At 45.0% G+C, this 14800-nt stretch carries 10 protein-coding genes; 4 read left to right on the top strand and 6 right to left on the bottom strand.

The window, feature by feature from the left end; genetic code table 11:
• Nucleotides 1-46: 46 nt before the first annotated feature.
• Complete coding sequence (locus GCHA_RS11245) at nt 47-2392, bottom strand: TonB-dependent receptor domain-containing protein (protein ID WP_007988228.1); 2346 nt, start codon at nt 2390-2392, stop codon at nt 47-49.
• A 296-nt stretch (nt 2393-2688) separates the two neighbouring features.
• On the opposite strand from GCHA_RS11245, the gene GCHA_RS11240 reads away from it, so the two are divergent.
• The gene (locus tag GCHA_RS11240; RefSeq protein WP_007988227.1) at nt 2689-3375 is read left to right on the top strand and encodes a response regulator transcription factor; all 687 of its coding nucleotides are present in this window, start codon (nt 2689-2691) and stop codon (nt 3373-3375) included.
• Entirely contained in the window at nt 3372-4748 is a 1377-nt protein-coding gene (locus tag GCHA_RS11235) for a sensor histidine kinase (RefSeq protein ID WP_007988226.1), read from the top strand. The genes GCHA_RS11240 and GCHA_RS11235 overlap by 4 nt, the downstream gene beginning before the upstream one ends.
• A gap of 34 nt (nt 4749-4782) precedes the next feature.
• Here the strand turns inward: GCHA_RS11235 and GCHA_RS11230 are convergent, their stop codons facing one another.
• The 5 genes from GCHA_RS11230 to GCHA_RS11210 form a co-directional block, all read right to left on the bottom strand.
• Nucleotides 4783-5928 carry a PepSY-associated TM helix domain-containing protein gene (locus GCHA_RS11230; RefSeq protein ID WP_039992360.1) on the bottom strand — a complete coding sequence of 382 codons (1146 nt, stop codon included), beginning with the start codon at nt 5926-5928 and terminating at the stop codon, nt 4783-4785.
• Nucleotides 5929-5947: 19 nt separating this feature from the next.
• Nucleotides 5948-8005, bottom strand: coding sequence for a TonB-dependent receptor (locus GCHA_RS11225; RefSeq protein ID WP_007988224.1), 2058 nt, complete (start codon nt 8003-8005; stop codon nt 5948-5950).
• A 358-nt stretch (nt 8006-8363) separates the two neighbouring features.
• Entirely contained in the window at nt 8364-9218 is an 855-nt protein-coding gene (gene djlA / locus GCHA_RS11220; RefSeq protein ID WP_007988223.1) for a co-chaperone DjlA, read from the bottom strand.
• Between the two features lie 53 nt (nt 9219-9271).
• Entirely contained in the window at nt 9272-9988 is a 717-nt protein-coding gene (murU, locus tag GCHA_RS11215; RefSeq protein WP_007988222.1) for an N-acetylmuramate alpha-1-phosphate uridylyltransferase MurU, read from the bottom strand.
• 45 nt (nt 9989-10033) lie between these two features.
• Complete coding sequence (locus GCHA_RS11210; RefSeq protein WP_013753024.1) at nt 10034-11071, bottom strand: aminoglycoside phosphotransferase family protein; 1038 nt, start codon at nt 11069-11071, stop codon at nt 10034-10036.
• A 97-nt stretch (nt 11072-11168) separates the two neighbouring features.
• On the opposite strand from GCHA_RS11210, the gene GCHA_RS11205 reads away from it, so the two are divergent.
• Both GCHA_RS11205 and surA read left to right on the top strand, forming a co-directional pair.
• Complete coding sequence (locus tag GCHA_RS11205) at nt 11169-13433, top strand: LPS-assembly protein LptD (protein WP_007988219.1); 2265 nt, start codon at nt 11169-11171, stop codon at nt 13431-13433.
• Nucleotides 13434-13501: 68 nt separating this feature from the next.
• Nucleotides 13502-14797 carry a peptidylprolyl isomerase SurA gene (gene surA, locus GCHA_RS11200; protein WP_007988217.1) on the top strand — a complete coding sequence of 432 codons (1296 nt, stop codon included), beginning with the start codon at nt 13502-13504 and terminating at the stop codon, nt 14795-14797.
• Nucleotides 14798-14800 lie beyond the last annotated feature (3 nt).

The raw sequence follows: 14800 nt of genomic DNA, 5'->3' as shown, positions 1-14800 counted from the left end.
AAAAGGCGAGCCAAAGCTCGCCTATCATGCTTGAAACGCGTTCGTCTTAGAAGCGCGCTTGAACGTTAAACGCCGCAGTGCGCGGTGCGCCAATCCATGCAGATTGTCCCGCAATGCCGCCCAAGTAACTCTCATCAAACATATTATTTACGGTAAAACGTAAATCAACTGCTTCAATACCTTGAACTGGCGCATCTAAGCTAACCCCAGCGTAAAAGTCAGTGACTAAATACGCTTCAGCCACTTGGGTGTTTGCCGCATCAATAAAGCGGTCGTCTACCCATTTGGTTGATGCACCTATGAAGTAATTACCTCGGGTCCAGTCAGCTGACACAACCGCCATATTTTCAGGTGAACCAAACACAGTATTGCCTTCAGGGAAATCAATTGAGCCGTCAGTGTATTCTGAATCGTTGTAGGTAAATGACCCATACAATGCCAACGAATCTGTCACGTTGAATGACAAAGACGCTTCAAAACCTGATGATTCAATGCCCCCAACGTTAACGTAACTGCCGTTAGTGCCGATTAAGAAATCGATGCCATCAGGTGAGTCGGGAGCAATGAAAGTCAAACGGTTATCAAACTTGATATTGTAGTAAGTCAAACTTGCATTAAAATCACGTGACACATAGCGCAAACCTACATCAACGTTTTCCGCAGTTTCTGGCTCAACTTGAGTTAACGTAGACGCGTCACGTTCAAGTACGGTGTCTTTAATCGCAGCGAAGTTTTCTGCATATCCAGCAAACGCTTCTAAGCCATCAATTGGCATTTGAACCACAACACCACCTGAGAACAAGGTATCAGAGTCTGAATTCATTTCCGCTGTATTGCTTTGGTCGAAATTATCTTGACGCTCTAAGTCTACGTAGAAGCGCTTCACGCCTAGGCGAACGCTAGCCCAGCCCATGTCTAGCTCGTCTTCTGCGTAAAGCATCATTGTTTCCACAGGGAATTCACGCGAGTATTGCACCCAGTAAGGCGTGTGGTCGAATTCAACACCTGAGCGTGAATCAATGATTTTATGCCAATCACGTGATTCTTCACGGTTATAATCTTCGTACCAAATACCACCGCGTAGCGTGTTATCCATATCATTTATTTGGGTATACCAAGCAAAATCAGCATCAAAGCCAAAGCGTTCTTTTTGATAATGGGTATGACGATATGAGCCAACTGGCACAGCGCCTTGGGCGTAACATGTTGGATCGTATTCAGGGCCAGCGCCGCCGTATGGCGCGGTGATAGAGCTTGTGCAACCGTCAGTTGGGCTCAAAGCGAAACCGCTGCTATCCACATAATAAAGTTGGCCTAATGCGCTGCCACCATACACTGTATTACCAGATACCAGTTCAGAGTGTGCAACACCGTCGCCGTCTGCCTTTACATCAACCACGTAAGGGGGCACCCAATCACCACGCCCTTCGTTATCGTGATAGTAAACATTACCGGAGATTTCAAAATTATCAGTCGCGTAATCAGCTTTTAAATAAGCGAAAAGGTTTTCACGTAATGTCGCCCAACCTTGACGGTGAACTTGATCAACATAAGGGATACCAGTCCACTCACCGTTTAAGCGATCACTATCTGGATTCTGCTCAAACTGCGCTAAGCTAATACGCTGATAATTTGCTTCGTGAACATCATCCCACGAAAAATAGCCTTCAATTTCAACGTTGTTGATCATGCTAATAAATTTACCAGCTAAGTGATCATGTTCATTTTCTGCGGTTTGCGTGATCCAGTCTGTATTTTCACTGCTAGAAACACTGACCCATGCATAGGTATCTTTAGCAATTTCACCGGTTTCATAACGTAGGAAATATTTTTGTGCATCAAAGCTGCCACCAGAGATACTGATTAGCATGGACTCTTCTACACCTGGATCAACTGTGGTGAAGTTAAGCGTGCCGCCTAGCGCTTCGTTTGAGCGCGACGCGATATCACCCGTTCCTTGCGATACCTCAACGTTGGCCAAGTTTTCGGTGTCGATGTAGCGATTGGCTTTAGCACCGCCACCATAGTTAGAGTTACCGTTAGCAATGCCGTCAATAGTGATGCCGATTTGCTGCTCATCTAGGCTTAACTGAAAGCCACGAATGGATACTGTGGTTGACCAATCATCGGAGCCAAACGTATCACCTTCGTTGATCAAAACACCTGGCAAATTATCGATAACGGCCAACGCACTGGTCAACGAGCTCTGTTGTTTTGCCATCTCATCAGAAGTTTGGTTGTTAGCGTAAGAAACGCTTTTACCCACGACCGTGATCTCTTCGATTGCGGCGTCGTTGGGAGTTTCCTGTGCATTTGCAGAGCTAATAAATGATTGGCTGCCTATCGCCATTGCTACGCATAATGCTAAGTGTGTTTTAGCGGTTGTTTTCATTTGTGTGTGGTCTCTAGTTAAATTGACCGCAACAATGTGACGGCTTCGCGTTACAATTTGAGTGTAAAATTATGACGATCTTGTGACGAGTTAAGCGTCTGAATTTCAAAGAGCAACAAGTTGAAATGTAGCCAAGGTTTACTACAACAAGCTTCACATCAAGCTCTTATTGCCACTAGCTTGGTAAAAGCCGGATGAGTTTTAAGCTAGTAAGATGCACGATATCGGAGATTAAACTTGAAAACAGGAATGATTATCAATAACATCTAAAAACCTATCATCACTGCTAAATCTCCATGTCTGCGCGTATATTAATCATTGAAGACGATATCGTATTAGGTGCACAAGTCGCCAGATTGCTCGAAGAGAGAGGTTTCAACACAGAGCAATGTCGGGACGGACAAAGCGGGTTACAGTGTGCCCTGCAAAAACGTTTCGATTTGATTTTATTAGACGTACTTCTACCGACGCTTAATGGCTTCTCAATACTGAACAAAATACGCAGTGTGAAGCAGACGCCGGTTATGATGATCACCGCCTGTGGTGCTGAACAAGAACGTATTGAAGGCTACCGCAAAGGCGCCGATGATTACCTACCCAAACCATTTAATTTCACTGAAATGATGCTACGGGTCGAGGCTTTACTGCGACGCAGTCTGCATACGTTACAAAGCGACACACACACCTCAACTCTTAGTGCAGATCGCCTGTTACTCAATCGGGCTAAACAACAGGTTTTCTTTGCTGATTGCTTGGTTGAACTCACCCCCCTTCAATTTAGGTTACTTTGGGTGCTGGTCGAAAACAGAAGCGACATCATGAGCAAAGCATTTTTGTATCAAACGGTGCTAGACAGAGCATTTAGCCGCTACGACCGAAGCTTGGATATGCATGTTAGTCGGGTACGCAAAAAATTGGTCGAGGCCGGAATGCCCCCTGAGCGCCTATTGACTATGCACGGAAAAGGCTATCAATTTTCATGAAAAACACGCTTTTTTGGCGACTTTGTGCGTTTATCGCGTTGGGAACTGTTCTGTTATTTTGGGCGTTAAGCTGGTTAACAAACCACACTGAAACCAGCATGAGTTTTATTGACGCCCAGCACCAGCAGCAGTTACTAAATTATGGGCGGCAAGCTGAAACCATTTTACGTCAAGACGGCGAAGCAGCACTGGTGGTTTGGTTAAAAGCACTTCAGCAAAAAGAAAATACGTGGGCCGCGGTCGTGCGCTCAAAGATCACACCTTTCGCTGATACCAGCCTACCAGAAAACTATCTTGAACGGTTTCAACTCGGAAGAAGTGTTGAGTGGAAAATACACCTTTATTTTGAAGAAAACCCGACCATGGAAATCCCCTTTTCTGATGCATCAAGTCATTTCCTTATTCAGCTACCGCAACGAATGCGTCCCGGGGCATTTTTGCTTTATGCAAAACTATTTTTACAAATTGCTCTGCCGTTAATATTGCTTTGTATTTTAAGTTTTGTGCTTTATCAACATGTAATGGCACCTCTTAGAAAACTAGAAAACGCGACAAAAGCGTTCAGCGAAGGAAAGCTGGATGTTAGAGTGGCGCCATATCTACCACACAGAAACGACGAGCTCACCCGTCTTGCTGAAACGTTCGACCACATGGCACAGCGTATTAGCATGCTTATTTATAATCAAAGACAACTGCTCGCTGATTTATCCCATGAGTTGCGCACCCCGCTAACTCGAATAGACATGGCTGTGGATTTTGTTGAGCAAAATATCAACCCCAAGCAAGCCCTTGAACGTCTGCGTTATGAAGCCTCTACCATGCGCAATTTAGTAGAAGATACACTTACACTCGCGTGGCTAAATAATGAATCGCCTCGCCTGAACACAGACGACTTTGACTTAGTCGAATTACTCGAGGTTATTTGTGAAGATGCGCGCTTTGAATACCCTAATTGCATGTTAACAACAGACTTACCGGCAAATGCTGATATAACCAAAAGTAGCCAAACCGCATTAGGTCAAGCTTTTGAAAACATCGTACGCAACGCCCTGCGCTACACTCCAGCGACGCGTGAAGTAAATGTGTCGCTAACCCAAAGTGATAAGTGTTACACCTTAACCGTTAGGGATCAGGGGCCGGGCGTTCCTCAAGATATGTTGTCAGATATATTTAAGCCCTTTTTCCGTGTCGACAAAGCACGAGTTTCAGATAAGGCGTTAACGCAATCCGCCCCGCCAAGTGGATTCGGCTTAGGGCTCGCTTTGGCCCAGCGACAAATCGCAGCAATCGGAGGGAATATGAGCGCGCAAAATTATTTTGCTAGCGACGGCGCGTTATTAGGCCTAGAAATGGTTATTCGGCTCGGGCGATAATATGCTAAAGCGCGAATATTCTGCAGCCCTGTTTTCATTCGGACATTTGCTTTCTTTGTTTAGGTGCAATGATCAATCGCCGCCAAGCCAGTAACATACCTGTGTAAACTAAAATACAGGCTATTAAAGACACCAGGCCTGCAATGGTCTGACCGATGACGCCGAAATATTCGCCTGTGTGTAAAAAGCGCGCTGTGCCCCACGCTTGACCACCTCGAGACCAGTCTGATTTTCGCAGCACTTTGCTTATGTCTCCACTGCGGGTATCAAAATACAACGAATAAGCCAACTCTTGCCTATGCCCAATACTTTTATCGATATAGAAACGTGCCTCGTTGAGCTCCTCTCCTATCTCTAACCACATGGAATACCAATCGGTAAACTGATTATGCTTGGCATGATGAACTGCACGTTGAAACAACACCTCATAGGGTATGACATCAGCGTCTAAACGGGTGACTTCCTCATGTTGCTCACGCTGGGGCACCGTTTCACCAAACGCGCCATATAGTGCTTCATTGGCCCATGTGAAATGAAAGAGTGTGGCGGTTAATGCAATAACAAATAGTGCTGGCAAGCACCAAATACCAAAGACTAGATGCCATTGCCGGTGACGATGCTGAGTGTTTTGGTATCGTTTGGGTAGCCAAAAAGCGTGTTTAAATGCCGAGCGATTAAAGCGTTTCGGTAGCCATAAATACAGACCACTGAGCAACAGAAAGATAAACACCAAATTCGCGTACGCAGTGATATTTTTACCAATCGCCCGAGAATCTCCTGTTAGCAAAAGATAGCGATGTAAATCAGTCACTTGGTGAAAAAAATCAGTAACAGTACCTTCACCAACCCTTAGCACTTTGCCAGTATAGGGATGCAGTAAATAGTTATTTTTACCCGCCCATACGGGGATTGCCGCGCCCTCCTTATTCACCCATCGAATATAAATATGCGGTTCGTCAGGATGAAGTTGTTGCAATACATTTACGACTTCATCGGTTGTTAGCCGCCTAGCTGAGTCTTCTGGGGCAACGCGATAGTGCATCTCACTCAGTTCGACAATTTGTCTCTCATAAGTCAGTAACACTCCCGTAAATGCCATGCAAAAGACAAACATACCAGCCACCAGCCCTGTGACTAAGTGGGCCCAAAAGACCCACCTTTTGATTGTGTTAACGCTCATATCCTAAAATGTCGAGGCGCTAAAAGTCGTACGACACAGATAACCTGATGTCTCTTCCGGCTTCATAAGGGCCAATTACCGTAGCAAATACCTCGCTATAGTCGCCAACGCTTGAGTGGTCGATATACAACTTATCAAATAAATTGCTCACCGCTAAATTGAGCATTAGATTATTTGTCACATGCCATTTTGCGTAAATATCAACAGTGGTATAACTTGGCTTGTTGAGTCGATACAAGGAATCTGTCCAAGCTAAATCTACGGCTTGATGTAGGGTGTCAATGTCGATTGAATCCACTTTTGCCAAACTCAGCCCAACACTCACATCAGGGGAGATGTCGTAGTCGGCGCCTGCAACCCAAGTATCGCCTCGGCTGTTGCCTAAGCCGACAAATTCATAACCGTTAATATCAATTGATGAATAACTGACATTGTACAAGTCGTCTCTAGGCTTTAGCTCAGTATCAGCACTGGAGAAGCCAAGAAATAAATCTACTTCGTTCCAACGATAAGCGACGTCAAACTCAATGCCACTTGTATCGAGTGTGCCGATATTATTAAACACCGCATTGCCTTCATACCCTTCGAAAATAACATCATCCAACGAAGAGCGGTAAACGCTTAGTTTGGCGTTTAGATTGTTGGCACTGTATTCAATTGACGCTTCGATATTTTCAACGGTCTCAGGCACCAAATCCTCGGCCACAACGGGTATATCTGAGCCATCATACAAATAACCGTCAATGGTAAACCCATCACCAATTTGCTTGCCTCTCGCTGCCTGTGCAAAGCCTAGTCCGAGTGTCCAGTGTTGGCTGAGTTCATATGCTAGACCTACATTAAAACTAAGCTCTGAGTCATCAATTGACGCTGCGACGTCCGTTACCGGTTCGCCATAGTATTCATCTACCAAGATGTTTTGCTGAAAGTCATAGTCATCATAGCGAACACCGTAACTTAGCAATAGCTGTGGCGTAATATCACTGTAACCTTGCACATAAATACCGAGTACGCTGCCTTCTTCCGCGTTTTCAACAGCACCTTGAGCCGGCCCGCTAGTCACTTCATCGTTACGATAGTCAACACCATAGACGAATTTATGCAGCCCTGTTTCACTGGTATTACGCAGATCAAAGCCGTAGGTATCGATTTCAGCTAGCCAATCAAAGCGACCACCGCGAAAAGAAGAGTCAGTTTGATAGGCTGTTGCTTCAATATTAACTAAGGCACTGTAAGCAAAGCGGTAATTCGCCACATAGGTATCACGCTCGGCCTCACTTGCGTAAAGCGCGTCACCTTCTTGTACCGCCCAGTTAGGACGCGCTGAGAACGCACCTTTTTCGTCACGTTGCTCAACACTGAGCGACAGGAATTGATTTTCTGAGATATCACCACTGACCTTTAAAAATGCCATGTCTTGGTCGGCTGCAGTGCCGTATATTTCATCGCCGTTGCCATCTTCCATGTTGTCGCGGTCGATCGTGCTGTAATAGCCAAGCACACCCCAAGAATCGCTTAGTTTGCCGTAAAGGCTACCACTATAACGAGTCGCATCGTTTGAAAAATAGTTGGCTTTTACACGACCACCGAACTGCTCTTCGGGTTTTAGCATGTCTTGTGCATCTTTTGTTTTAAAACGGATGGAGCCGCCTATAGCGCCCGGCCCGCTTGTGGCTTCCCCCGCCCCCGCTTGCACATCTATTTGTTGTAGCAAATCAGGATCGATAGTCACCCGGCCTATGTGATGGAACAGCGTCGAAGTTTGCTGAGCACCGTCTACCGTGACATTTAAAAATGCATCTTCTAAGCCGCGAATATAGATTTTTTGTGCGACCCCCACTGAGCCCCCAACACTAATGGATGGTGAATAGCGGAATATATCCGCAAGATCGCTCGCTTGATATTGCTCAATGTCTTCAGCGGTAATACTGAGGTTGGTAGCTGCGCCCACAACCGATATTTTCTCTACTGCTGCCGTAGTTTCAACTTCAGTCGTATCTGCATATGCCAATGTGCTTGTTAGTGCACTTGCGCTGGCTAATGTGCACATTGCACCGATCATCACGCGTGTTTTCAAGAAAAGCTCCCTATTGATTATGATTATTTCAAATAAGAAGCATTCTCATTAAGTTTTAACTAAAAGCCTAGTACTTTTACATTTGTTACATTTGCCTATCCCGAAGAAGTCTTTCAAAAACCACTGCTAGCTAGAGACAAAAGTACTGGTGAAAAGAAAGATTTGGTTGACTGTCGAAATGGGTAGTAGCGAACACAGGAGATGATTCGTTTCGGATTAAATCGGCTTACTCACTTGGGCGATTGTAACGAGTCAGGCCCATCGAATGGCAAAGAACTTGAATAAGAGCGGCCTCTCAGACAAGCTCAGAAACCTAATTAAGTATATTGCCTAACTTGCTCAATGCATGCCACATTGCTCAACGCATGCCACGTTTTTCTTTAATCATTTCATAGGCAGCTTGAATATCTTGGGCCTTATTTTTAGCGATTTCTAGCGCCTGTTTAGGTAACCCTTTTGACACTAATTTATCGGGGTGGTTTTCACTCATCAGCTTGCGATACGCTTTTTTCACAGCCTTATCATCATCTGACTCACTCACGCCAAGAATTTGGTAGGCGTCATTTAATGACTGCTGGGTAGAGTAAGTAGATTGACTACCTTGATGGGCGCGATGAGAAGACTGACCGCTTCTTTGGCCCCCACGCTGGCGGAAACGTATTTCGGCTTCATACACAGACAATAAGTAAAGTAATTCATTTTGCTTGAACCCTAAGTGCAGCGCTGCGGTTTCAAGCACTTTTTGTTCGGCTTTATCTAATCTTCCATCAACATATGCCGCTTGAATTAGAATTTCTAAAAAGACCTGCAAAATATCTCTGCGCCCATGGCAGGATTCTTTTAGCTCTAAAATAATATCTTTTAAGGCGAAATCAGCTTCTTTGCCATCACGAAACGCCTGTTGAGCTTCTTTGCGCGTGTCGCCTTCAAGCCCCATCTGATCCATTAGCGAGCTAGCCATTTTGATTTCTATGTCGCTGACTTTGCCGTCCGCTTTCGCGATATGCCCCATGACCGAGAACAAGGCATGAAAAAATATTGCCTGCTTTTTAAAATCATCTTGGCTAGTAAAAAAACCGCTGAAACCGCCCATTTGGTTAAAGTCTTGGCTATAGCCTTTGTCGAACATATGCCCGACGATAAAACCTAAAATAGCGCCGGGGATGCGCCCGAACATAAAACCAAAAATGGTACCTAAAATCTTGCCAATCATTATTTACCCTGTTTATAAATTAATTTGCTCGCACATTCTTAATGCGCTGTATTTCAACGCTGTGCATTCAATTGCGTTAAGCGCTCAGGCGTACCGATATCAACCCATACACCTTGGTGCAAGCTTCCGCTAACTTGATTTTTTGCCATCGCGTCTACCAGCACAGGCGCCAAACGTTGACTGGCTTGCGATAGGCCATCGAACAACGCTTTGCGGTACACACCTATCCCACTAAACGTATATTTGTGTGGTGCTCTTTGTTCAGCGCTTACATCTTTGTATTGACTTTTGCACACACGGTTACCGTGCAAGTAAAAATCGCCTTCAGGGTTGTGTGGGGGGTTTGGCACTAATATCAAGTGGGCCAGCGGCAACTCTTTTGTTAAACCTTTACCATGATCTATCAGGTTTTCGAGCAGATTTGCAAAACAAAAGTCAGTAAATACGTCGCCATTAACCACTAAAAACGCATCGCTGGCAGTGTGTTCACACAACTGCGGGAGTGCTTGTTTTATCCCCCCAGCGGTTTCTAGCGCTGTTTCCTCTGGGGAATACACTATATCCACATTAAATCGCGAGCCATTACCGATGCGCTGAACAATTTGCTCGCCAAGCCATGCGTGGTTTATCACGATGCGTTTAATACCGGCTGTCGCTAAACGTTCAATATGGTATTCGATCAAGGGTTTGCCGTGTACTTCTAGCAAGGGCTTTGGGGTGGTATCTGTCAGCGGACGCATGCGCTCGCCGCGCCCCGCCGCCAAAATCATTGCTGTATTAATCTGCTTGTTCATCTCTTATAGCGACCCAATTGACTAGCGCTTACTGCCTGCAAGTGACACCACCTTACCTTTCGCTGAATCTGCTAATGCCAACACACTGGGTAGAATTTCTTGTTCAACAAATCGTGCGAACGCCTCAAGCTCAGAATATTGCTTACCTATATCCACCAGATACCCCAAAGTTCGCGGAATATCATCTAAATAGTCACTTTTGCCATCTCTGTGATGCAAACGAGCAAATATACCACTGGCTTTGATATGCCGTTGCATGCCTGTTAAGTCAAACCAACGAGTGAATTTAGCAAGTGGGTATTGCGGGTAAAACTGTTGCTGAAATGCAGCTAACCAGTCACTGACCCATTCATCGGGCCAGCGTCGATAGCAGTCACGCAGCAAAGACACAGCATCGTAGGTAATCGGGCCAATCACCGCGTCTTGAAAATCAATGACGCCAATTTCATCATTTTGCAGCATCATTAGATTACGGGAGTGAAAATCGCGATGCACACCGACCTTGGGTTGCTCAAAGAAGTTGTCTGCTAATACGTTGAATGTATCATTCAGCATCGCATGCTGCTCAGGCGTCAAACGATAACCCAAATGCACATCTAATAACCATTGAGTGAATATTTCAAACTCGCGCGTAAATAGTTTGTGGTCATAGGCAGGTAAAGTTGCTTGAGATGTAGCTGTACATTGCTGTACCTTTGGCAAAAGTGCTAAGGCCTTTGGGTACAACTGATGACAACTATGGTCATTTAGTTGATGGGCCAATTGCTCATCACCAAAATCATTGAGACAATAAAAGCCTAACGTGTGATCTGCGGCCAATATATCGGGCACGCGTAATCCGTTAGCAGCAAAAGACTCTGCGACTAACGCAAATTTCTCGCTGTCTTCAAATGTTGGTGGAGCATCCACTGCGATAATCGTGCGCTCATCAAAGGTGAAGCGAAAATAACGCCTAAAGCTGGCATCACCATAAACCATGTGTAATTGTTGACACAAAAAAGGTGTGGAATGATTAATCCAATCCATCAATTGTGCTTGTCTTTGTGCCAATGGGCTCACTTAGGACCTCATGTTGGGGTAAAATTTGACAGCGAAGAATGGCGAAATATCTCTTTTTTTGCAAGTTTACTAGTAAATCTGCGCGAAACCCTTAAAATTGGAGCTTAACTCCCGTGACTTTAACCATTATCAGGCTGCCTTTTTACCCTACCGTATGAAAATCAAGCAACCTCTTCACGTGCTCTGTTTCTCTTTATGCTCGCTTAGTGCGACAGCTCAAGAAACGTGTCCAGCACCTGCAAATACTTTCGTGGTAGAGAAGCGTCTGCCTAACGGACAAATTCAAGTTATATCTAATATGACCTCAATTCAGCAAGATAATTTCGCAGAATTTGAGGGAGAAGTAGAAATAACCAATAAAGATTCGCAAATTATTGCGAATCGAGCGCAAATTGACCGTACGACCCAGCAGCTCATTGCAACAGGAGATGTTACCTATCAAACTCCTGAGCTGAGTGTTACCAGTCAGAAGGTCCTGCTCAACACGCAAAACAATCGCATGGAAATAGCCGACACCCAATATGAATTAACGACGCTCAATGCGCGGGGTGACGCAGAACTTTTGGTTGTGGATCAAACCCAAGGTTTAGAATTAAATGGGGTGACTTTTTCAACGTGCCCTACAGGCCAAGAAGATTGGTTAGTTCGAGCTGACAGCATCAAAGTCAAACCCGATGAAACACGCGGTGTGGCACGAAACGCGGTGTTTTATGTGCAAGATATTCCTATTTTCTATCTGCCTTATTATTCTTTCCCTGTTACGGATGCAAGAGAGACAGGCTTGCTTTTTCCTCAGGTAGGCAGCAGTAGCAGTACCGGATTTGCTTACGAGCAACCTTACTATTTAAACCTTGATCAACAGTATGATGCGACTATTACGCCTCGGTACATGACCAAACGCGGTTTACAGTTAAAAACAGAATTTCGTTATTTAACTGAGCAAAACAGTGGTCAGATTGATATTGAATATTTACCTAACGACTCTGACTCAAGCACTAATGAAGACCGTTACTTTTACCGCCTCACCCACAAAGGCGCCTTGTCTGAAAATTGGGAAGTAAATGTCGACTTCAACGGTTTGAGTGATGATAACTACATTGTTGATTTGGGCTCTGACTATTACAACTCAGCTGATACCCATTTGTTCAGAACCCTAGGCTTGCACTATTACTCAGATGCATTGAATGTCAGTTTGCAACTGCGGGATTTTGAAATATTAGGCGATCATGATGATACCTACCGTGCTTTACCTGAGCTAAAACTCGATTACGTAAGCGACTTACCCGCTGGCTTTAAGTTTGATATTCACTCGGAATTGGCTCGTTTTGACAATGCCAACGGCACAAGCCCTAAGGCGACACGTGCGCACATAGCGCCAACAATAAGCCTGCCACTTGAAAACAGTTGGGGTGAATTCCTCGCCGAAACATCCGTTATGCATACTGTATATCGCCAAGAAGACATCGAAGGAACCGACCTTTCTCGTGATGTGTCACGTACTTTAGGTCAAGCCAAACTATACGGTGCCTTGGTATTTGAAAGGCAAGCTCATTGGTTCGGCTCAGACGTAACTCAAACATTAGAGCCAAGAGCTCAGTATTTGTACACCAGTTACCAGGACCAATCAGATATCGGTTTATATGACACAACTCGCCTGTTTAACGATTTCGGTGGATTGTTCCGAGGGCAGGAATTTACTGGGTTAGATCGTATCAGCGACCAAAATCAAGTGACCCTTGGTGTCACATCGCGCATAATTGATAAAGATAATAGGGAACAATTTAAACTTAGCTTGGGTCAGATTTTCTATCTTGAAGACAACAAGGTCACAGCAGCAAGTAAAGAAGACGACCGTTCAGCCTTAGCCGCCGAGTTGGACTGGCGCATCGGCAGTAAGTGGTTAGCCCACAGCGAAGTGCAAGTATCCACCGAAACTGACAAAGTTGAGCGCAGTAGTATTGGCCTTGAATATCGACTAGCCAGAGACAAAATGGTGCAGTTTAATCATAGATTTGTGCGTGATTTGTCTGGCGAACAAATTAGTCAATTGGGGTTAACCGCCAGTTGGCCTATTACTCGCGATTGGTATTGGGTAGGCCGTTGGTATCGTGATATAGAGCGTCATCGCACCATCGAAAGCTACACAGGTTTGCAATACGAATCCTGTTGTTGGGCACTGCGCATCGTCGCTCAGCGTCAATTAACCAGTCGTTTTGATGATGACGGGCTACAAAGCACAGACGAGTTTGATTCAGGTATCGCCATTCAATTCTTGTTTAAAGGGATTGGCGGTGATAGTTCAGGGCGCGACATGTTAAGAGATGGATTGTTCGGCTATCGACAGCCTTATCTGTTAGATTAGCCCCATGTACAATAAAAATATAACCCAGACACCTAGGTGTAAATTTTAATTAATAAGTAACCATAAATATGAAATTAACTGTAGTCACTTTTGCCCTTTTGGCATTTATTTCGTTTAGCACATTCGCCAAGCAAACCCGCTTGGACAATGTGGCAGTCATCGTCGATCAGGGCGTGGTACTAGAAAGCCAAATTAAAGAGCTAGTTAGTACTGTAAAGCGTAACGCGATAACCAATAATCAAACCTTACCATCAGATCGCGTACTACGTACCCAAGCGATAGAACGTTTGATCGTTGATAGCTTGCAAAGCCAAATGGCTGATCGCATGGGGATTCAAATTAGCGATCCTCAGTTAGATCAAACCATTGACAATATTGCAAGAGAAGACGGCACCACTGTTGAACAGCTACGCCAAAGTCTTGCTTCTGAAGGCGTCAGTTTTGAGGTCTATCGTGAGCAAGTACGTAAAGAGTTGATCTCTGGTGAGGTTCGCCGTGCGAATGTGCGTCGTCGTATTTACATCACACCGCAAGAAATTAGTAACCTCGTTAAGTTAATTGACGAGCAAGGCGGCCAACAAGCTGAATATCACTTAGGGCATATCTTGATTGGCTTCCCGCCAGAGCCAACTGACGCCGATGTGAGCAAAGCCAAAGACACAGCTGAAAAAGTGCTCGAATTACTAAATAACGGCTCTGAATTCGCCAAGATAGCGACAGCGTCTTCTTCTGGCTCTAAGGCCCTTGAAGGGGGTGATTTAGGCTGGATGAATATTAACTCTATGCCAACTCTGTTTGCCGAAGCAGTGCAAGGCACAAGCAAAGATGATCTTATCGGCCCTATTCGCAGTGGCGCGGGTTTTCACGTATTAAAAATTATAGATATCCGCGGTATTGAAAAAGTTGAAGTCGCCGAGCTCAAATCACGCCATATTTTGATTAAACCGTCGGTGATCCTGAGCGACGAGAAAGCAGAAAAAATGCTGATTGAATTCAGAAAACAGCTACTGGCGGGTGAAGCTGACTTTGCTGAGTTGGCCAAAGAACATTCTGCCGACCCTGGCTCGGCGCTACGCGGCGGTGATTTAGGGTGGGCAGACCCTAACGTATATGTTCCCGCTTTTAGAGACACATTGCAGAAACTAGAGGTCGGCGAAATCAGTCAACCTGTACGCTCTACCCACGGTTGGCATTTAATGCAACTGATGGACAAACGTGTGCAAGACGCCACTGAAAAACGTAAAGAAGATAAAGCTTATCAGTTGTTGTTCCAACGTAAGTTTGCTGAAGAAACCGAGGCTTGGTTGAAAGAAATGCGTGACAGCGCGTACGTTGAATTACTTGATAAAAAAGACAACAGCTAATCA

This window comes from Paraglaciecola chathamensis S18K6, from assembly GCA_000314955.1.
Taxonomy (GTDB): Bacteria; Pseudomonadota; Gammaproteobacteria; order Enterobacterales; family Alteromonadaceae; genus Paraglaciecola; species Paraglaciecola chathamensis.
Note: the sequence above shows the minus strand (reverse complement) of the source record. Positions and strands in the feature narration are given on the sequence as shown.